At 65.9% G+C, this 18,894-nt stretch carries 17 protein-coding genes and 1 riboswitch; of the genes, 1 reads left to right on the top strand and 16 read right to left on the bottom strand.

Annotation, left to right across the window (positions count from 1 at the left end):
• Positions 1-12 precede the first annotated feature (12 nt).
• The 8 genes from AC1ZQA_RS09850 to AC1ZQA_RS09815 form a co-directional block, all read right to left on the bottom strand.
• The gene (locus AC1ZQA_RS09850) at positions 13-336 is read right to left on the bottom strand and encodes a DUF190 domain-containing protein (RefSeq protein ID WP_482676796.1); all 324 of its coding nucleotides are present in this window, start codon (positions 334-336) and stop codon (positions 13-15) included.
• Complete coding sequence (gene crcB / locus AC1ZQA_RS09845) at positions 333-716, bottom strand: fluoride efflux transporter CrcB (RefSeq protein WP_482676795.1); 384 nt, start codon at positions 714-716, stop codon at positions 333-335. Before crcB ends, AC1ZQA_RS09850 begins: the two co-directional genes overlap by 4 nt.
• A 64-nt stretch (positions 717-780) precedes the next feature.
• Positions 781-2,784, bottom strand: coding sequence for a proton-conducting transporter transmembrane domain-containing protein (locus AC1ZQA_RS09840; protein ID WP_482676794.1), 2,004 nt, complete (start codon positions 2,782-2,784; stop codon positions 781-783).
• The gene (locus AC1ZQA_RS09835; RefSeq protein ID WP_482676793.1) at positions 2,771-3,661 is read right to left on the bottom strand and encodes an NADH-quinone oxidoreductase subunit B family protein; all 891 of its coding nucleotides are present in this window, start codon (positions 3,659-3,661) and stop codon (positions 2,771-2,773) included. Before AC1ZQA_RS09835 ends, AC1ZQA_RS09840 begins: the two co-directional genes overlap by 14 nt.
• 16 nt (positions 3,662-3,677) lie before the next feature.
• Positions 3,678-5,198 carry a hydrogenase large subunit gene (locus tag AC1ZQA_RS09830; protein ID WP_482676792.1) on the bottom strand — a complete coding sequence of 507 codons (1,521 nt, stop codon included), beginning with the start codon at positions 5,196-5,198 and terminating at the stop codon, positions 3,678-3,680.
• 44 nt (positions 5,199-5,242) lie between these two features.
• A complete protein-coding gene (locus AC1ZQA_RS09825; RefSeq protein ID WP_482676791.1) occupies positions 5,243-6,700 on the bottom strand; it encodes a proton-conducting transporter transmembrane domain-containing protein in 1,458 nt (485 codons plus the stop codon).
• 4 nt (positions 6,701-6,704) lie between these two features.
• Positions 6,705-7,385 carry a hydrogenase gene (locus AC1ZQA_RS09820; protein ID WP_482676790.1) on the bottom strand — a complete coding sequence of 227 codons (681 nt, stop codon included), beginning with the start codon at positions 7,383-7,385 and terminating at the stop codon, positions 6,705-6,707.
• An 11-nt stretch (positions 7,386-7,396) separates the two neighbouring features.
• Positions 7,397-8,341 (bottom strand): respiratory chain complex I subunit 1 family protein, encoded by a 945-nt coding sequence (locus AC1ZQA_RS09815; RefSeq protein ID WP_482676789.1) that lies wholly within the window; start codon positions 8,339-8,341, stop codon positions 7,397-7,399.
• A 42-nt stretch (positions 8,342-8,383) separates the two neighbouring features.
• A riboswitch (Fluoride riboswitch) is annotated at positions 8,384-8,454 on the bottom strand.
• A gap of 189 nt (positions 8,455-8,643) precedes the next feature.
• Here AC1ZQA_RS09815 and fumC point away from each other — a divergent pair.
• Entirely contained in the window at positions 8,644-10,074 is a 1,431-nt protein-coding gene (gene fumC, locus AC1ZQA_RS09810) for a class II fumarate hydratase (protein WP_482676788.1), read from the top strand.
• A gap of 6 nt (positions 10,075-10,080) precedes the next feature.
• On the opposite strand, the gene AC1ZQA_RS09805 is transcribed toward fumC, so the two are convergent.
• From AC1ZQA_RS09805 to AC1ZQA_RS09770, 8 genes are all read right to left on the bottom strand, one after another.
• Positions 10,081-11,298: a cytochrome P450 gene (locus tag AC1ZQA_RS09805; protein WP_482676787.1), complete on the bottom strand. Its 1,218-nt coding sequence runs from the start codon at positions 11,296-11,298 to the stop codon at positions 10,081-10,083.
• A complete protein-coding gene (bioD, locus tag AC1ZQA_RS09800; protein ID WP_482676786.1) occupies positions 11,295-12,014 on the bottom strand; it encodes a dethiobiotin synthase in 720 nt (239 codons plus the stop codon). The genes AC1ZQA_RS09805 and bioD overlap by 4 nt, the downstream gene beginning before the upstream one ends.
• Positions 12,011-13,240, bottom strand: a complete 1,230-nt coding sequence (gene bioF, locus AC1ZQA_RS09795) for an 8-amino-7-oxononanoate synthase (protein ID WP_482676785.1) — start codon at positions 13,238-13,240, stop codon at positions 12,011-12,013. The genes bioD and bioF overlap by 4 nt, the downstream gene beginning before the upstream one ends.
• A complete protein-coding gene (bioA, locus tag AC1ZQA_RS09790) occupies positions 13,206-14,594 on the bottom strand; it encodes an adenosylmethionine--8-amino-7-oxononanoate transaminase (protein WP_482676784.1) in 1,389 nt (462 codons plus the stop codon). Before bioA ends, bioF begins: the two co-directional genes overlap by 35 nt.
• A gap of 122 nt (positions 14,595-14,716) precedes the next feature.
• Positions 14,717-15,514, bottom strand: a complete 798-nt coding sequence (locus AC1ZQA_RS09785) for a GNAT family N-acetyltransferase (protein WP_482676783.1) — start codon at positions 15,512-15,514, stop codon at positions 14,717-14,719.
• A 108-nt stretch (positions 15,515-15,622) separates the two neighbouring features.
• Positions 15,623-16,114, bottom strand: coding sequence for a SixA phosphatase family protein (locus tag AC1ZQA_RS09780; RefSeq protein WP_482676782.1), 492 nt, complete (start codon positions 16,112-16,114; stop codon positions 15,623-15,625).
• A gap of 148 nt (positions 16,115-16,262) precedes the next feature.
• Positions 16,263-17,162 (bottom strand): AEC family transporter, encoded by a 900-nt coding sequence (locus tag AC1ZQA_RS09775; RefSeq protein ID WP_482676781.1) that lies wholly within the window; start codon positions 17,160-17,162, stop codon positions 16,263-16,265.
• Positions 17,163-17,220: 58 nt separating this feature from the next.
• The gene (locus tag AC1ZQA_RS09770) at positions 17,221-18,558 is read right to left on the bottom strand and encodes a hemolysin family protein (protein ID WP_482676780.1); all 1,338 of its coding nucleotides are present in this window, start codon (positions 18,556-18,558) and stop codon (positions 17,221-17,223) included.
• Positions 18,559-18,894: the final 336 nt, after the last annotated feature.

The following is an 18,894-nucleotide window of genomic DNA, read 5'->3' as shown; positions in this document are numbered from 1 at the left end:
AAACGGACCCATTCAGTTGCAGCCGCATTGCGCGGCCCAGTAGACGATGTGCCCGGGCGGCACCATCTCCTGGATGCGGGGCAGCACGGCGTCGACCACCTCGGGTTCATCGAAGAATTCCAGCACCAGCGGCAGATGCACGCTCAGGCGCAGCAGGTCGTCCGCGTGCACCTCTCCCTTGCTGCCGAAGCCGGCCACGCCACGGAACACCGTGACGCCATGCACCTTGTGTTCCTCGTGCAGCAGTTTGAAGATGGAGCGCATCAGATCGTGGCCCCCCACCTTGTCGCCCTCCTTGATGTAGATACGGACCATGGTGACGGATTTGCTGCTCATGACGAGACTCCCATGTTGCGTGACAGAAAGGCGCCGAAAATGGCCGCCGCGATGGACAGCACGACAGACGCGGCGACATACAGCCCGGCCTTGACCATTTCGCCGTTCTCGATCAGATTGAGCGACTCCAGCGAAAAAGTCGAGAACGTGGTGTAGGCGCCAAGCCCACCCGTGAGAATGCCGGTGCGCAGTTCCGGGCTCAGGTTGAGGCGCTCCAGGGTTTCAAAAAACAGAAAACCCATGAGAAAAGAGCCAAGAATGTTGATCGACAGCGTGGCGAAGGGGAAGGAGCGCCCCAGCACGCCCTGCACAACAAGGGTCTGGCCGTAGCGGGCAAACGCGCCGATGATGGCGAAGATGGCGATGAAGACGTAGGTCATGCGAAAAATCCAATGAGGATGTAGAAGAAGAAAAAACCGCGGAAATGTTGCGGCCGTGTCATGCTCAGGCCGGACTCCACACCAGCACCAAGCCAAAAATGACGATCAGCAGCACGCCGATATACGCGATGTAGGCGTTCATCAGACCGTTCTGCAGGAAGCGCAATTGACGTGCCAGCCATTGCACCGCTCGCACCGCAGGGGTGAACAGCAGCGGCCCGAAAATCGGCGCCTGCGAATAATCGAACTGCAATTCTTTCAGGAAATACGCCTTGCCCTCGAACTGCCGTGCCACCGCGTTGCGCGGGCGGTAGACGAAGTTGTAGAACACCCGCATTGCGTTGGAGAATGACAGCGCCGTGGTCGCTCCGGCATGCGCCGCATAGTCCTCGCCGCCGCACCACAGCGCCGCATGGCGCACGGGGAAGCGACGCTGTGTCCAGACCAGCACCAGCGGAATGAGCGCCAGCAGCGGCACCGCGATCACCAGCAGCGCCGGGGAGATGAAGGCAAAGCCCGCCGAGAGTGGCACCAGCAGCCAGCCGTGGGTCATGGCTTGCGGAACCTGCACGGCAGGCCAGGCGGAGGCGGCCATCTGCGGTAGCCACAACACCAGGCTGACCGCGAATGCTGGCACGGCCAGCCCGGTGATGAGCACCGCGGCACGCTGCAGTGGCGTGAGCATGGTCTGGTGCTTGCGATGATGCGCGCCGTGGACTTCGTTTTGTCCCAAGAGCCCCACGCCGAACAGCTTGACCATGCTCGCCAGCGCGATCGCAGCGGTCAATGCCATGCCGGCACCGGCCAGCGCCAGCGCGATGCGCGAGCCGTCGGTCTTGAGGGTGAAGTCGTGGAACAGGCTCTGGAACAGATACCACTCGCTGACAAACCCGGCGGTGGGCGGCATGGCCGCCAGACTCATCGCGCCGAAGACTGCACCCAGCCCGAGGGTCAGCGGTGCATGGCGCAGGATGGCGCCTTGCCGCAGGTGGTAATTGCCCTGCAGCGTCGCGTCGGCATCGGCGCTGAGAAACAGCGTGCCTTTGGCCAGGCTGTGGCCCATCAGATGCAGCATGCCCACCGTCCAGGCCAGGCCCGAGAGCATGTCCTCGCCGCCAGCGCGAAACACCAGCGCTGCGCCCAGCGCGGTAACCGCCACGCCAGCGTTTTCGGCCGACGAAAACGCCAGCAACCGCCGCCAGTCGTTTTGCTGGAAGGCGTAGAGAATCGCCAGGATGGCGGTGAAGGTGCCTGCAACCAGCACGACGACACCAAAGGCTGCCAGCCACGGCGGCGTGCCCATCCATTGCAGCAGCGCGCGGCCCAGAGCGAAGTAGGCCGCATTCATCACCACGCCCGACATCAGCGCGCCGGTAGCACCGCTGCCGCTGCCATAGGCGCCCGGATACCACTCGTAAAACGGCAGCAGCCCGAGCTTGGCGCCAAAGCCAGCCAGCCACAACAGACCGAGGAAAAAGGCGGAGGCCACGCCCCATTGCGTCCACTGCAGCGCGTAGCTGCCGAACGCCAGGCTCTGGCCGAGCATCAGCACCGCAAGCAGCAGTGCCACGCCGCCGACCTCGAGCAGCGCGAGCATGAACAGGCTGTCGTGCCCGGCCTGCACGCTGCGGTGATCGGCCAGCAGCATCAGGGCGCCGCCGAATCCCATGACCTCCCAGGCGATGAGAAAACTCGCGCCGTCCTGCAGCCCGTAAACGCCCAATGCCCCCAGCAGCGACAGTGCCGCCCCCGCCGCCCAGCCGCGCGACGGCTGGATGCCGCCGAGCAGGCCGGCGAAAAATGCGGGCAGCAGCGCGGGCAGCATCAGCCACAGCGCGGCGGCGTCAGGCTGAAAGATCACCGGTGTATCGCCCAGCATCAGCACGGCCTGCGCCGCGCTGCCGCCAGGCAGACCCCACAGCGCGCCAATGGCAGCCAGCGCGCAGCCCAGCGCCAGCAGCCAGCGCGGCAGGGCAGTGCCGAGCAACAGATCGGTCAGCAACGCCAGCACCCAGGCCAGTGCGGCCAGGCCAAAGGCAGTCAGCGTGACGGCGTCAGGCGCGCTCATGCTGACCTCCATGTACCCGCTGCGGGCGGCGGCGCAGCAGCAACAGCAACGCCTCGATCAACGCCGCCGGGTTGGGCGGGCAGCCCGGCAGCCACACATCCACCGGCAGCATGCCGTCCAGCCCCTGATGGCAGGCGTAGCCGCCGCCATTGGTGCCGCCGCCGGTGGCGCAGGTGCCTGCGGCCATGACCCAGCGCGGCTGCGGCATGGCGTCATAGGTGCGCAGCAGTGGCTCGCGCATCGCCGCGGTCACCGGGCCGGTGACCAGCAGCAGGTCGGCAAAGCGCGGCGAGGGAGTGAAAAAGATGCCCAGGCGGTGCAGGTTGTAAAAGGGGTTCAGCAGGGCCTGCAGCTCGCTTTCGCAGCCATTGCAGGAACCGGCGTCGACATGGCGGATGTGCAGGCTCTTGCCGAAGGCCTGGATTTCCTGCGCGAGTTCGGTGGTGCTCGCGGCTCCCCCTCCCGGCCTCCCCCACGCGGTGGGGGAGGGGGTTGAAGCTCCCTCCCCACACTGTGGAGAGGGTTGGGGTGGGGCGGCTTGGTCGTCACCGAGGTTGAGCAAATCTGCCCTGTCGCGCACGCCGAAGGCCCAGTCGTGGCTGGTGCTGAACGCGCCTTCGGGGCAGACCTCGGTGCAGAGCTGGCAGCCGACGCAGCGGGCGTAGTCGAGCTGCACCGCGCCTGCCGTGCTGCGGGTGATGGCCGAGGCGGGGCAGGCGGCAACGCAATCGCTGCAGCCGGTTTGCACGCTGCCGCAGCGCGCGGCATCGAAGCGCGGCAGCCCGAGCACGCCGTCCTGTCCGTTCGGCCCAGGGCCGTCGGGCCAGGCGGTCGTGGCGCGGCCCTTCTGAATGCCAAACCAGGTCCACACAGGCATGGTCGTTCTCCTCTGTTCAGCGATCGGCGCCGGCGATGGACAGGCCGAAGCTGGCTTCGTTGATGGCGTAATCCATCATGTTGCTGTCCTCCACGGTAAAGGGAAACACCCGCCAGTTCGAAAACGACGGCTCCTTGATCTTCACCCGCAGCAGGCGCTGCCCGCCGTCGTCCAGATGCACGGCATAGAGCAGCCCCCCGCGTGTGGCTTCTACCCAGCCCAGTCCCTCGTGGTGCGGGTCGACCTCTTCCATCACGTCAAAGCGCAGCACCGCCCCAGGCTTGGTGCGGCCGATGGTCTGGCGGATGATGGCGAGCGATTCGCGCAATTCCTCCATCCGCACCCGTGCGCGTGCACAGGCGTCGCCAGCCTGGTGTACCGGCACCGCAAAGCGCACCTTGGCGTAGTTGGCGTAGGGGTGGTCGCGGCGCAAGTCGCGGTCGAGATGGCTCGCTCGTTCGATCGGGCCAGTGGCGCCCTGGTCGAACGCCACCTGCCGCAGCAGCACCCCGGTCGTCATCAGGCGGTCGAGATGGCTGCGGGTGTTGTCCAGACGGTCGATGTAGCGGGCGATGTCGTCACTGATGGCATCCAGCGCCTTGTCCAGCCCGGAGATGTCGAGATCGCGGCGCAGCCCGCCCGGGACGATCAGCCCGCGCAGCAAGCGGTTGCCGGTGAGTCTTGCGTTGATCTGCTTGACCCGCTCTTCGAGCAGATGGCCTTCGGCCTCGCCGACCTTGAGCGTGGTGGTCTTGGCCAGATGGCCCAGATAGTGCAGATGGTTGTACAGCCGCTCGAGCTCGGCGAGGATCATGCGCAGGTAACGCGCCCGCGGCGGCGCGCGCCAGCCTGTTGCGCCCTCGACCGCCTGCGCGAAGGCCAGCGCGTGCGCCACAGAGTCGATGCCGCTCACGCGCTCGGCCAGCACGGCGCCGGTGCGCAAGGTCTGCCCCTGAAACCGCGCCTCCATCGCCCGGTGCTTGTAGAACAGCCTTGGGTGATAGTGCAGGATGCCCTCGCCGATGTAGAAGAACAGGAACTGCGCCGACTCGACGATGTCGGCGCGCACCGGGCCGAAGGGCAGGCGCTGGATGTCCGGCCCGAGTACCTGCGGCACGGTCGGCGGCTGCGGCGAAAAGTCCAGCGCTGGGGCTGCCGGGTCGAACGGCGTGCGCAGAGGCGCTGGCTCACGCGGCATCCCCTCGTGCAGCACCAGCGGATGCGGCTCGGGATGCCCCGTGAAGCGCAGGCCATACAGATCCATCATCTCGCGCTCGTACCAGCCCAGCAGCGGCAGCTTGCTCGCCAGCGACGGCAGGGTGTGATCCTGCGGGCGCACGCGCCAGACCTTGTACGGCAGGTTCGCGCCCTGGCTCAAGACGTAAATCACGTCCATGCCGCCGTCGGCGCAACCGCAGGCATAGGCCATCTGCATGCGACCGTGCGCGCTGGGCGCGTCGCCCAGTTCGGTGAGCAGACTGTCGGCCGCCGTTGGCAGTTCGGCGGGACTCAGGACGGATGTTTCGCAGTGGCGCATGTCAGCTCCGATATGCGCCCGGCAGGGCAGGTGACTGGCTCATCTCACACCTCTCCCAACTGCTGGGCGATCCCGGCCAGATGCGCCCAGATCGGCGGCAGCCACCACAGACCGAGCAGCAGGATGGCGGCCAGCGCCATGGCCATGGGCGCAACATGCACGAACTTCAATTGGAGATGAGGCGCATGCTCCGGCCGCGCCCCGAAATACATCGCGCGGAAATGGTTGAGAAAGCCGATGAAAATCACGATCAGCAGGCCCCCCATCCACCACACCGCCCACGGATTGGCGCTCTGCATGCCGCCGCGCAGGATGGTGAGTTCAGACAGAAACAGGCCGAACGGCGGGGCTCCGGTGATGGCCACTGCACCGGCCAGCCATACTGCCCCACTGCGCGGAAAGAAGCGCAGCACCCGGCGAATTCTGGCGATCTCCTTGCTCTCGTAGGCGTGCATCATGTTGCCCGCACCGAAGAACACCAGGCTCTTGGTCAGCGAGTGGTTGAGCATGTGATAGAGCGCGCCGATCACCCCCAGCGGCCCGCCAAAGCCGAAGCCCAGAGCGATCACGCCCATGTGCTCCACGCTGGAGTACGCGGCAAGCCGCTTGACGATGGTCTGGCGGCTGATGAACAGCGCCGCCACCAGCAGGCTGAACGCGCCCAGCACCACCAGCGCGGTGCGCGCGGAGGTTTCGACCGGCGTGTGCGCGACGATTTGCAAAAACCGCACGATGCCCAGCATGGCGCAGTTGAGCAGCGCGCCGGACAGCATCGCCGACACCGGAGCCGGGCCTTCGCTGTGCGCGTCGGGCAGCCAGGTGTGCATCGGCGCCAGCCCCACCTTGGTGCCAAAGCCCACCAGCACCAGCAGGAAGGACAGCAGCAACAGCAGCGGCTCCGCCTTGGGTGCGATCATCGCCAGATTGGCCCAGGTCATCGCGTAGACCGGGCCAAGGATGAAGGTGCCGGCCCAGTAGAACAGCACCGTGCCCAGCAGTGCCAGCCCCAGGCCTGCGGAAACGATGACGATGTATTTCCACGCCGCCTCGATGCTCTCTGGCGCGCGCTGGAAGCCAACGAGAAACGCGCTGACGATCGTTGTGAGATCGATCGCGATCCAGTACAGGCCGGGATTGTTCTGCGCCGGGGCAAAGAACATGGTCAGCGCAAATGCCGCAAACAGCGCGTAGAAGCGGTGCAGCCGCGCTTGCTCTCCATGCATCCAGCGCATATAGCCGATGGCATAAATGCTGGACAGCAGATAGACGATGGCCAGGCAGAACATCACCCATACGCCGAAGGCGTCGAGCAAGAGATAGCCGTTCAGCGCGGTTGCGCCCTGCGCCGGGGTGGCGAACAGCAGCACCACGGTGAGCACGAAGTCGATGACGGCGGCACAGAGATTGAGCATTTCGGCCACACGGCTGCGGTGCGAGATCCAGCTACCCGCCATCGCCAGCGCGGTGAAGATCCAGATGGCGTAAAGGAGATTCCAGATCATCGCCTCACCCCACCAGCCGCGTGAGTTCACGGCTGCTTGTGGTGCCCACTTCCTTGTGCAGGTAGCGGATCAGCATGCCGAAGGTGGAGACGATGATCAGCAGGTCGAACAGAATCACCATTTCCAGCAGCAGGGGCATGCCTGGCACCAGGATCTGCGAGCCAAGAAAAATGCCGTTTTCGATCACCAGCAGACCAAGGATGGAACTCACAGCCTCGGCGCGCAGCACCAGCATCAGAAAACCGATGAGTTTGAGGCTGAACATGGCAGTCAGCGCGAGCACCGCGATGTTGTCCACCAGGTTCATGCGCACGCCCAGCCTTTGCGCCACGGCGTACGAGAACAGCACCAGAAAGCCGCCGAGCACGATGCTCGACGAGGGCTGGAGCAGTGGCGTGAACTCGCGGTTCTGCTTCAGGTCGTTGACGATGCGCAGCAGCAGATAGGGCAGCAGGCTGCCGCGGAACAGTGCGGTGAGCGCGGCGATGAACACCAGCTCGGGATAATGCCCGCTGATGCCGATGGCAGCCGACAGCGCCGCGATCACCCACGACTCGGCGGCAAACGCCAGGATATGGTTCTTGATCCAGTGCGAGCCCAGCATCACGAAGGCCAGGATCAGCGCGACGATCACCAAGAGACTGAAGATCGACGCTTGCACGCCGCCGAGATGGAAGATCAGCATGGTGTCATTCCTCAAACCTGCCGCGCGACGATGGCGAGAATGGCCATCAGAAAAGACAGCGCCAGCGGCTCCTGATAGCGATAGAACCGCAGCCGCGACTGCGCGGTGTCGACGAACACCATGACCAGACCGAGCAGTGTCCACTTGGCCAGCAGCGCGAGGGTCGCCCCCAGCAATCCCAGCGCCGTGCCCTGCATCGACAGCCCCCAGGGGATAGTCAGCACGTTGAGAAAGATGGTGTAGAGAATGGCCTGCTTCATCCACGACGCCCACTTGAGCAGCGCCAGCAGCGGGCCGGAGTATTCGAGGATGCGCGCCTCGCCGATCATGTAAATCTCGTAGTGGATGCTCGAATGGATCGGCAGGCGCTCGGTCTCGACGGTCAGCAGGATGAAGAACGCTGCGACCAGGAACAGATGCGCCGGGCTCCAATACACCGCCGGATCGGCAACGAGCAGATGGTTGACGACGAACGGCAGCATCGCCTGCGCCAGCAGGGTGATCCCGACGAACACCATGATCAGTGTGGGCTCGGCCAGAATGGCGAGCATGGCCTCGCGGCTTGACCCCAGGCCGCCATAGGGATGGCCGCTGTCCAGACCGGCGAGCAGGATGGCGAAACCACCGAGCGTGAGGATCAGCCCGCCGCCGAGAATGTCTCCCATGTCGGAGAGCGGCAGCGGATAGTTGGTCAGCACCGGAATGAGGATGGGCACCGTGAGCATGGCGGCAAAGGCCACCACCGGTGCGGTCCAGAACACCCACGAGGCCGTCTGCGGTACCACGATTTCCTTGCGGAACCACTTGAACAGATCGCGGTAGGGCTGAAACAGACTCGGCCCGGTGCCGCGCTGCACCTTCTCCTCCATCGTTGCGATGAAGCCGTGCAGCAGGGGGGAGAGCAGCGCAATGACCAGCACCTGGCACACTTGCTGCAAGACAACATCGACGCGCATCACTCCTCCCTGACATGAAATGCAAGCAGCACAGGCCACTTGCAGCAGGTAGGAGTCATCAGCGATGGGCCTGGCCCGCGCGGTTGTTGGCGAACTCCATCGCCCTTGTTCTGTGAAGCAGTCTAGGAGTTCGCCGTGACAGGGGTCAAGCGCACATCAGTATGTAAACGTAAGGAAAGTCAAAGGATGTAATCATCGCGCCAGTGCGCAATGCACGGTCACAACTGCGCCGAGGACCATTCCGGTGGCAAACTGGGTGTGCAAGGACTACAACAGCGGAAATTCTCTTCTGGAGGCCACGCATGGATGCCGACAACCCGCAGCACATGGCCCTGCCCGCCGAGGGCATGCGGATCGAAACCGATTCCTTCGGGCCCATCGAGGTGTCCGAAGCCCATCTGTGGGGCGCGCAGACGCAGCGTTCACTGCAGCATTTCGCCATTTCCACCGAGCGGATGCCGCACGAGTTCATCCGCGCGCTCGCGCTGGTCAAGCGGGCGTGTGCCGCCGCCAATGTCGATCTCGGCAAGCTCGATCTGCGCACGGCGCAGGCCATCATCGAATCGGCGGACGAAGTCATTGCCGGGCGCTATCCCGACGAGTTTCCGCTGGCGGTCTGGCAGACCGGCTCGGGCACGCAGACCAATATGAACATGAACGAGGTGCTGGCCAACCGCGCCTCGGTGCTGCTGGGCGGCGGGGTCGGCACGGCGCGCATCGTGCACCCGAACGATCAGGTCAACATGGGGCAGTCGTCCAACGACATTTTCCCCACGGCAATGCACGTGGCCGCCGCAGCGCAGACCGTGCAGGCGCTGCTGCCAGCGCTGATTGCGCTGCGCACCACGCTGCAGACCAAGGCCGATGTGTTTGCCGACATTGTCAAAATCGGCCGCACCCACCTGCAGGACGCCACGCCACTGACTCTGGGGCAGGAGTTCTCCGGCTACGTCGCACAGCTCGACCTGTGCCGCCGCGCCATCGATGCGGCGCTCAATCCGGTCTATGCGCTCGCGGTGGGCGGCACGGCGGTGGGCACTGGGCTGAACACCCATCCCTCGTTCGGTGCGCGCGTCGCCGCGGAACTGGCGCGGCAGACCGGGCTGCCGTTCACCAGCGCAGAAAACAAGTTCGCCACGCTCGCGGGCCACGAGGCGCTGGTGTTCCTGCACGGCGCGCTCAAGACCCTGGCTGCGGCGCTGATGAAGATTGCCAACGACATCCGCTGGATGGCTTCAGGGCCGCGCAGCGGCCTGGGCGAGATCCGCATTCCGGAAAACGAGCCCGGCAGCTCGATCATGCCCGGCAAGGTCAACCCCACGCAGTGCGAGGCGCTGACCATGGTGTGCGCGCAGGTGTTCGGCAACGACGTGGCGATCAACATCGGCGGCGCGTCGGGCAATTTCGAGCTCAATGTATTCAAGCCGCTGATCGCGCACAACCTGCTGCAAAGCCTGCGGCTGCTGGCCGATGCGATGGCGAGTTTCGACCGGCATCTGGCGCGGGGCATCGAGCCCGACCGCGCCCGCATCAACGAGCTGATGCAGCGCTCGCTGATGCTGGTGACCGCGCTGGCGCCGCACCTCGGCTATGACCGCGCCGCGACGATCGCCAAGGCGGCGCACCACGGCGGCACCACCTTGCGCGAGGCCGCACTGGCCTCGGGCTGGATCAGCGCGGAGGAGTTCGACCGCTGGGTGCGGCCGCAGGACATGGTGGGCGCGCGAACGTAGACGGATTCAGGCGGTCTGCAGCAGCAGGGACTGCAGGCCGTGATAGGCCGGGTTTTCCATCCACTGAGGCGCGGCCTGAGCCAGCCGCAGACCGGGCCAGCGCGCGAGCAACTGCCGCAGCGTCATTTCGGCCTCCAGCCGGGTGAGCGCCGCGCCGAGGCAGGCGTGGATGCCGGAGCCGAACGCCAGCGCGCCCGGATCGGGTCGCAGGATGTCGAGCCGATCGGGGTGTGCGTGGCGTGCCGGATCGCGGTTGGCCGAGCCGATCAGCGGCAGGACCAGATCGCCGCGCTCCAGCCGCTGTCCGTGCAGGGTCAGTGCGGTTGTCACGCGCCGACCGGTGTATTGCACCGGGCTGTCGAAGCGCAGCAGCTCGCGCACTGCGCCCGGTGCACGGTTGGGGTCGTCCAGCAGGCTTTGCCATTGCTCCGGGTGGTTGAGCAGGGCATGCAGGCCGTTTCCCAGGAGATTGCGGGTGGTCTCATGTCCGGCGAACAGCAGCATGGCGCATTGCGCAAGGAGTTCTGCGTCATCCTTCAGCGCGCCTTGCGCACGTGCCTGGCGCAGCGCGGCAAGCAGCACGTCGGGGTCGTTCGGGTGCGAATGGAGCAACTGCTGATGGAAATAGTCGGTCAACGCCAGCACGCTGTCCTGAGCGCGCAGCGCCAGGGTGTGCGTGGGTTGCGGCGCGCCGATGAACGCGGCCAGATCGTCCGACCAGCGCAGGAGATCGGCGCTGTCACTCGGATCGATGCCCAGCATCAGCGCGATCACCTGCACCGGCAAGGGTCGGGCAATGTGCGCCATCGCATCGAATGGCTGGGCCGGGGGGATGGCATCGAGCAGGGCATCCACGATCTGCGCGATGCGCGGCCGCAGGCGCGCCACGGCCTCGGGGCGGAAGGCTGCCTGCATCAGAGAGCGGACCCGGCCGTGCTCGGGAGGGTCGAGAAACAGCAGGGCACGGGAAAACAGGCGCTGAAATCGGGCCAGTTCGCCGCGCGCGGTCTGCACGTCGTTGATCCAGCCCCCCGTGCGTTGGGCGGAAAACCGCGGATCGCGCAGCACAGCCTCCACATCGGCATGCCGGGTCAGTAGCCAGGCGCCACCGAAGAATTCCGCGCTCCAATGCAACGGCCCGGCCTCGCGCAGTGCCTCATAGGTGGGGTAAGGGTTGGCGAGAAATGCGGCATCGACCAACGTCCGCTCCAGCAGCGCCGTCATCGTGCGAAGACCTGCCGCAGACCGACTGGATCGAGGTGGTGCAGGATGGCCTGCGGGCTCGGCTCGGACAGGCGGGGGACATGGCCGAGCGCGATCGCGCCATGCCGAGCCCACAGCATCTGCCGCAGGGTGGCGAGGTTGTCGTCCATCCAGGGCATGGTCGGATCGACGGTGTTGCCCACCCAGCCGATCAGCCGCAGTCCGCGTGCCTGCACGCCTTGCGCCGTGAGCAGGGCATGATTGAGACAGCCCAGACGCAGGCCGACGACCAGCACTACCGGCAGGCCAAGTGCCTGCGCCAGATCGGCGGTGTCGCGCTGCGTGTCCAGGGGCACGACGAAGCCGCCGACGCCTTCGACCACGAGGGCATCCGCCTTGCTGGCAAGGTGACGGGCGGCGCGCAGCAAGGCGTCGAAATCGATCACACGGCCTTCCTGTGCAGCGGCGAGATGTGGCGCACAGGCTGCCCTGAACTGGCAGGGACCGACTTCTGCATCGGTGAGCGGAACCGAGCCGGCCTGGCGCAACAGCTGTACGTCGGCATTGACCCAACGGCCATCCATCTGTTCCAGACCAGCTGCGACCGGCTTGAATCCGGCGCTGCGCCAGCCCTGAAGCACGCACCAGTGCAGCAGCGCGGCGCTGACATGGGTCTTGCCCACTTCGGTGTCGGTGCCGGTGACAAAGCATCCGCGCGCTGCAATCGGCTGTTTCATCGGAAATCGCGGGCAATGCCGTGCAGTGCGCTGAGCAGGTGTTCGATGTCTTCGGGGGTGTGTGCGGCGCTGAGGGTGATGCGCAGACGCGCCGTGCCCACGGGCACGGTGGGCGGGCGAATGGCGGGAATCCACAGCGCCTGCGCGTCCAATGCCGACGAGAGCGCCAGCGCCCGCGCGTTGTCGCCCACGATCAGGGGCTGAATGGGCATGTCGGAGGCGCCCAGCCGCCAGCCGAGCGAGGGGAACTGGTCGATCAGGTTCTGCAGACCGCTGCGCAACTGGGCGATGTGTTGCCGCAGCGTGGCGCGGCGCTGCGCGCCTTCCGTACTGGCGATGAGATTCAGGCTGGTCTGCAGCGCATGGGCCAGCGCGGGCGGCGCAGCTGTGGTGAACACCGCGCTGCGGGCAGTCTGCATCAACCAGTCGATGATGACCGGGTGCGCCGCGACGAAGGCACCGGCGATGCCCGCTGCCTTGCCCAGCGTGCCCATCAGAATGAAACGTTCGCTGCGCAGCCCGGCATGCGCGAGGCTGCCCTCACCCTGCGAGCCGAGCACACCGAAGCCATGGGCATCGTCGAGGATCAGCCAGGCATCATGCTGCTCGGCCAATGCCAGCAGGGCGGGCAGATCGGCCCTGTCGCCATCCATGCTGAACACGGTATCGGTGACGATCAGGCGCAGCGGGGTGGTGCAGGTTTGAAGCTGGCGCTGCAGCGTCGCAAGGTCGCGGTGGGGATAGCGCTGCACCTCGGCCTTGGCGAGCCGGGCCCCATCGATCAGCGAGGCATGGTTGAGCTTGTCGCAGAACAGCGTGGCCTGCGCATCCCCCAGCGCGGTCAGCAGCGCCAGGTTGGCCATGTAGCCGGTGCTGAAGGTCAGCGTGCGCGACTGCGGGATGTAGGGTGCCATCCAATCGGCCAGGAGATTTTCCAATGCGTCGTGCGCCAGTGAATGGCCGCTGACCAGGTGCGAGGCGCCACTGCCCGCGCCATAGCGGCGGGCGCCCTCGGCAATCGCCTCGATCAGCGCCGGGTGATTGGCCAGACCGAGATAGTCGTTGCTGCAAAAGCCCAGTCGCTTGCGCGGCTGTGAGTCGACCGACTGCGGCCCACCGCAGACCTGCTGCTGCGGGGCGCAGGCGGTCGCAGCCGTGCGGCGTTGCCGTTGCAGGCCTTTTGCCGCGCGCTCAAGCAGTTGCTGGTTCAGATGGTCGATGAGCATGGGGATTGGGCTGATCAAGCACATCGTCCAGCGTGGCGCGCACCTGCTCTGCCAGCCAGCGCGACAGCGAGGCATCCAGCACATAGGGCGGCATGAGGTAGACCGTGCGGCCAATGGGGCGGATGAGCAGTTCGCGCGCCCGGCCAGCGAGATGAAACCGCTCGGCAAAGCGCGGGCCGGCATACGGCTCGCGCACGTCGAATGCCCAGATCATGCCGATCTGGCGGACATGCTCCAGGCGCGGATCGTCGCGCAGCGGGGCAAGGGCTTCGGTCAGCGCGCGCGCTTGCTGTGCATTGTCCTGCAGCACGGCGCTGTCACGGAAGCGGTCGAGCACCGCCAGCGCGGCCCTGCATGCCAGCGCGTTGCCGCTGTAGGAGTGGGAGTGCAGAAATCCTCGGGCGACCGCGTCGTCGAGGAAGGCGGCATAGATCGCGTCGCGCGACAGCACCACGGACAGCGGCAGATAACCCCCGGTGATGCCCTTGGACAGGCACAGCAGATCGGGCCAGATCGGTGCCTGTCCCGCAGGTGCGGCCTGCTCGAAGGCGAAGAATGTTCCGGTGCGGCCGTAGCCCACGGCAATCTCGTCGGCAATGAGCAGCACCTGGTGGGCATCGCACAGCGCCCGTGCCTCGTGCAGGTAAAGCGGATCAAAGAACGCCATGCCGGTGGCGGCCTGCACCAAGGGCTCCAGAATGAGCGCGGCGATGTGTCGGGAGCGCGCCTCGAACAGGGCGCGCAAAGCGGCCACGGCGCGGCGTGCCACGTCGGCAGCGGTTTCGCCCGGTTGCGCCTGCCGTGCGTCGGGCGACATGACCTGATGCGCGCGCATCAGCAGCGGGTCGTAGGCATCGCGAAAGATGGCCACATCGGTGACGGCGAGCGCGCCGAGGGTCTCGCCGTGATAGCTGTGACGCAGGCAGACGAATTCGGTCTTGTCCGTCTGCCCGCTGTTGCGCCAGTAATGCACGCTCATCTTCAGCGCGATTTCCACCGCAGACGCCCCATCGCTGCCAAAAAAGCAATGGCCAAGAGCGTGGCCCGTCTGTGCCGACAAGCGCTCGGCCAGTTCGACCGCGGGGGAATGGGTGCAGCCAGCGAGCATGACATGCGGCAGTCGGTCGAGTTGGTCCTTGAGCGCGGCGTTGATGCCGGGATCGGCGTGACCGAACAGATTGACCCACCAGGAACTGCTGGTATCGAAATAGCGGCCTCCGGCCTCATCGAACAGCCACGGCCCTGTGCCGCGCACCATCGCCAGGGGCGGAGCGTGCTTCGCACGCAGCATCTGCGTGCAGGGGTGCCAGACGGCCTGCACGCTGCGTTGGGTGAGAGATTGGGGCTGGGACATGGGCGCCTGTCGTTGCGATGGGCGCCGCACGCCGATCGTCGTTGCCAAGCGGTAGGAGTGGACTGCGGCGCATCCGCAAAGGCGCGCATCTTACAACGCGGCCCAACGAGATGGCTGGTCGCTCAGGCGCCCAGGAAATGCCGGGCGTAGCGCGGATTGACCTGGCTCAGGCGCAGCAGCACCGGGAAGTCGGCCACGCCGAAGTCCGGGTCCCAGGCCGGGGCGCCGCAGACCTTGGCGCCTACGCGCAGATAGCCCTTGAGCAGCGCTGGGGGCTCGACGGCGAGGTCTTGCCGCAGGCGTTGGATCGGCAGCGGCAGCCGGGGATGCACCCGGTCTTCGATCGCCGCCAGGTGCGTGCGCAGCAACTGCGCCCACAGACTGGCGGCCGTGTGACCGCCGCAGTGCATGGACATGCTGGCGCAGCCGATCAGCGCGTCCAGTCCGTGCCGCTGCATGTATGCCGCAATGCCGCTCCACAGCGCCAGGATGACCGCACCGCTGCGGTAGTCGCGGTGCACGCAGGAGCGGCCGATTTCGAGCAGCCGCGGCTTGAGGTGATACAGCCGGGTGAGGTCGAATTCGGTCTCGGTGTAGAGCGTGCCGACGCGCTTGGCCTGATGCGGGGGCAGGGCGCGATAGGTGCCGATGAGGCGCCCCTCGGCGTCGCGCACCAGCAGGTGATCGCAGTACGGGTCGAACAGGTCGATGTCCAGACCTGGCTCGGGTGTCTTGATCTGCGCGCCCATTTCTTCGACGAACACCTTGTAGCGCAGACGCTGGGCCTCGCGCACTTCGTCGGCATGCCGCGCCCAGGCCACGGTGAAATTGTGTGCCGGGTGTTGCGCGGCAGTTCCGGCGTCGGGCTGAATGCTCTGCGGATGAGTCACCAGCCGCTGCGCGGCGTCGTCGTCGAACATGGGGTCTCCTTCATGTCAGTCCATGAAGAAGATAAGAAGGCAGCGTGACGGTTCGGTGACGTTTGCGTGAATTTGGTGTGACAGTGCAAGGAAAGTGACCAGACGTGTTCAGTCGCTCAGCAGGTCAGCGCTGATGCAGGCGCGCAGGTTGCGCTGGATGCCGGAATCCCGGCTGCGCTCCACCGCCCACAGCAGCCCGCTCTTGCGCAGCGAAAACTGCTGATCACAGCCCGTGATCCAGTACAGCCCGGCGCGGCCCATGGTGGGTTGATGGCCGACGAGAATGAGCGCGCCGCCCTCGCGCGGGAACTCCGACACCACCGAGAGCAGCTCGGCCGTGTCCGCTTCCGGGCGCAGACGCGGGTCGGCCACCGGGTAATCGCTCAGGTGCTGCGCGGTCTGCCGCGCACGGGCAGCCGGGCTGGTCAGCACCGTCCAGGGCTTGGGCAATTGCGACTTGATCCACGCGGCCACCAGGGCGGCGTCGCGGCGACCCTGCTTGGTGAGGCTGCGCCGCAGATCGACGTCGTCGCCCTGGGCGGAGCCCGGTGCGTCTTCCGCTTCGGCGTGACGCCAGAAAATGACATGGAAATTCGGCATGTTAGGGAGCAGCGTTCGGGCAAAGTCAGAAGCGCTCAAGGATACACGTCCGAGATGTCAGGAATTTGTAAACCTCACTGGAACAGTCGGCTTGGTCGGCGGGACAGCTTGCAAAAATCAGGACATGGCCCGACTGCCTGGTGAAAAATCAGTGCTGCATCACCGCGAGGAACACCGGAATGGACACAGCGCCCAGCACGGTGGACAGGCTGACCAGTCCGGCCACATAAGGGCCATCTCCGCCCATGCGCGCCGCCAGCACATACGCGCTCGATGCCGTGGGCATGGCGGCAAACAGCACCAGCATCAGAGCCTGCAGCGGCGGCAGTTGCAGCGCAGCAGCCAGCGCCATCGCAGAGAGCGGCAGAAGCAGATGCCGAATGGTCAGGAACCACAGGCCCACGGGCAATTCCCGCCCCAGTCCGCGCCACTGCAGCCCCGCGCCGACAGTCATCAAGCCAAGCGCGATGGACGCGCTGCCCAGGCGGTCGAGCACGGGCAGCACCAGGCCGGGCAGCGACCAGCCCATGCCATGCACCACCAAGCCGGCCACGGTGGCGAGAATGAGCGGATTGCGCAGGATTTCGCGCAGCACATTGGCCTGGGCATGCTGGGCCAGCGCCCACACCGCGGCAAAGTTGCACAGCGGCACGCCGATGGCAATGAGCACCGCGACCAGCGACACCGCCTGCGCTCCGCCCACCCGGTCGGCCACCGCCAGCGCGATGTAGGAGTTGAACCGAAACGCGGTCTGCACTCCGCTGGCCACGCAGCGTCGGTCTGCCTTGCGGAACCAGAATGCGGCATACGCCAGGCCGATGCCGATGAGCAGCATCGCCGCTCCGGCGATCAACAGATCGGCACTGCCACGCAGACTGGCATGGCCGCGGCTGGTGGTGGAAAACAGCAGGGCCGGAAACAGCACGAAGTACACCAGCCGCTCGACGCCGTCCCAGACATTGCGCTTGAGCGGCGTGAACTGCACCAGCGCCAGACCGAGCACGATCAGGCTGAAATCGGGAAACAGCAGCAGGGCGTCGTGCAGCATGACAGGGCAGGGTGATGGCGCGGGGCAACGCCGTTCAGGCGAGGCTCGACGCCTGGGGTCAAAGCCGCGAATCGCGAGCTTCCTCGGCATCGGAAGACGCGTCGGTCGGCTCGTCGGGCTTGCGCTGCACCAGCACCTTGTCGATGCGCTTGCCGTCCATGTCCACGATCTCGAACGTCCAGCCGCCCCAGTCCACGATGTCTCCGGTGGCGGGCAGACGTGCGAGCAGCAGCATGAGCATGCCCGAGAGGGTGTTGTAGCGCTGCTTTTCCTCGTCGGGCAGATGCGCCAGGCCCAGGCGGGTCTTGAGGTCATCGACCGTGATGAGGCCGTCCATCAGCCACGAGCCGTCGGCGCGCTGCATCGCCCACGGTTCTTCCGACGGGTGCGACTTGAACTCGCCGGCAATGGCCTCCATCAAGTCCTGCACGGTGACGATGCCCATGGTCTGGCCGTATTCGTCGATCACCATGGCGGTGTGCTCGGCGCTTTGCCGGAAGGTCTGCAGCAGCTCCAGCCCGGTCAGGCTTTCGGGTACGAAGGTCGCGGGAATGGCGGCCTTGCTCAGATCGTCGATGCCCTCGCGGCGAATGAAGCGGCCCAGCAGCTCCTTGGTTGACACCAGCCCGACCACGTCCTCCAGCCCGCGCTTGACCAGCGGAAAGCGCGAATGGGTGGACTGCGCGATCTTGTTGAGGTTTTCGCTCAGGGGCTGATCGACATCGAGATACTCGATCTCGTTGCGCGGGGTCATCAGCGAGGCAATCTGCCGGTCGTCGAGGCGGAACACGTTGCGCACCATCTCGTGTTCCTGCTCCTCGATCACGCCGGCGTCCGAGCCCTCTTCGAGCACTTCGTTGATTTCGGCCTCGGTCATCTGCGGCATGGTGTTGTGCCGCACGCGCAGCAGGGTGAGCAGCAGGTCGGTGGAGATCGACAGCAGCTTGACGAAGGGCGCCGCGCCGCGGGCGATCCAGGTCATCGGCCGCGCCATCACCATGGCGATGCGCTCGGGAGCGAGTTGTCCCAGCCGCTTGGGCACCAGTTCGCCGATGACGATGGACGCAAACGTGATGATCAGCACCACGATGGCCGTGGCCGACGCTCCGGCAAACTTGGGCAGCAGCCCCAGTGAAATCAGCCAGTTGGCCACTGGCTCGGAAAACGCCGCCTCACCCAGAATCCCGTTGAGCACGCTGATGGACGTGATGCCGATCTGCACCGTGGACAGCAGCCGCGTGGGCTGCTCGGCCAGGTGCAGCGCGGTGCGCGCGTTGTCGTTTCCGGCTTCGGCCAGTGCCGTGAGGCGGGCACGGCGCGCTGTGACCAGCGCGATCTCCGACATGGCGAACAGGCCATTGAGCAGGATCAGGCCGAACAGAATCAGCACTTCCATGACGGACGCTCCAGGGGGGACGAAACACAGCGAGAGGCACGCGCCCGCAAGTCAACCGGCAAATCGACCGGCTCCGCGCAGGGCAGGGGAGAACAGGCAGGCGTACCGATGCGCCGCGGCGGCGCATGGAACTGGACGGTTGTTGCAAACCCGGCAAGATCGCCGGGCAACAAAGGTTCAGGGTCAGGATCCAAGGAGTGCGTGTCGGAATGGACAGCGCATTCGGCCTATGCTTTGCGCTGGTCTGCAGGGCAAGACGCCCGAGCAGGTCAGTGAAAAACAGACCGGAACACTGCGGAGCCCATTCCATGTCGAGTCAAGAGCAGTCCCGATTAG

Source organism: Thiomonas sp. DCM-2 (genome assembly GCF_056820905.1).
This window is presented reverse-complemented; position numbering and strand designations above follow the sequence as displayed.

What these genes read in the sequence shown, in the direction of transcription:
- AC1ZQA_RS09850 (WP_482676796.1), bottom strand. Translation starts at nt 336, where the DNA reads ATGAGCAGCAAATCCGTCACCATGGTCCGTATCTACATCAAGGAGGGC.
- crcB (WP_482676795.1), bottom strand. Translation starts at nt 716, where the DNA reads ATGACCTACGTCTTCATCGCCATCTTCGCCATCATCGGCGCGTTTGCC.
- AC1ZQA_RS09840 (WP_482676794.1), bottom strand. Translation starts at nt 2,784, where the DNA reads ATGAGCGCGCCTGACGCCGTCACGCTGACTGCCTTTGGCCTGGCCGCA.
- AC1ZQA_RS09835 (WP_482676793.1), bottom strand. Translation starts at nt 3,661, where the DNA reads ATGCCTGTGTGGACCTGGTTTGGCATTCAGAAGGGCCGCGCCACGACC.
- AC1ZQA_RS09830 (WP_482676792.1), bottom strand. Translation starts at nt 5,198, where the DNA reads ATGCGCCACTGCGAAACATCCGTCCTGAGTCCCGCCGAACTGCCAACG.
- AC1ZQA_RS09825 (WP_482676791.1), bottom strand. Translation starts at nt 6,700, where the DNA reads ATGATCTGGAATCTCCTTTACGCCATCTGGATCTTCACCGCGCTGGCG.
- AC1ZQA_RS09820 (WP_482676790.1), bottom strand. Translation starts at nt 7,385, where the DNA reads ATGCTGATCTTCCATCTCGGCGGCGTGCAAGCGTCGATCTTCAGTCTC.
- AC1ZQA_RS09815 (WP_482676789.1), bottom strand. Translation starts at nt 8,341, where the DNA reads ATGCGCGTCGATGTTGTCTTGCAGCAAGTGTGCCAGGTGCTGGTCATT.
- fumC (WP_482676788.1), top strand. Translation starts at nt 8,644, where the DNA reads ATGGATGCCGACAACCCGCAGCACATGGCCCTGCCCGCCGAGGGCATG.
- AC1ZQA_RS09805 (WP_482676787.1), bottom strand. Translation starts at nt 11,298, where the DNA reads ATGACGGCGCTGCTGGAGCGGACGTTGGTCGATGCCGCATTTCTCGCC.
- bioD (WP_482676786.1), bottom strand. Translation starts at nt 12,014, where the DNA reads ATGAAACAGCCGATTGCAGCGCGCGGATGCTTTGTCACCGGCACCGAC.
- bioF (WP_482676785.1), bottom strand. Translation starts at nt 13,240, where the DNA reads ATGCTCATCGACCATCTGAACCAGCAACTGCTTGAGCGCGCGGCAAAA.
- bioA (WP_482676784.1), bottom strand. Translation starts at nt 14,594, where the DNA reads ATGTCCCAGCCCCAATCTCTCACCCAACGCAGCGTGCAGGCCGTCTGG.
- AC1ZQA_RS09785 (WP_482676783.1), bottom strand. Translation starts at nt 15,514, where the DNA reads ATGTTCGACGACGACGCCGCGCAGCGGCTGGTGACTCATCCGCAGAGC.
- AC1ZQA_RS09780 (WP_482676782.1), bottom strand. Translation starts at nt 16,114, where the DNA reads ATGCCGAATTTCCATGTCATTTTCTGGCGTCACGCCGAAGCGGAAGAC.
- AC1ZQA_RS09775 (WP_482676781.1), bottom strand. Translation starts at nt 17,162, where the DNA reads ATGCTGCACGACGCCCTGCTGCTGTTTCCCGATTTCAGCCTGATCGTG.
- AC1ZQA_RS09770 (WP_482676780.1), bottom strand. Translation starts at nt 18,558, where the DNA reads ATGGAAGTGCTGATTCTGTTCGGCCTGATCCTGCTCAATGGCCTGTTC.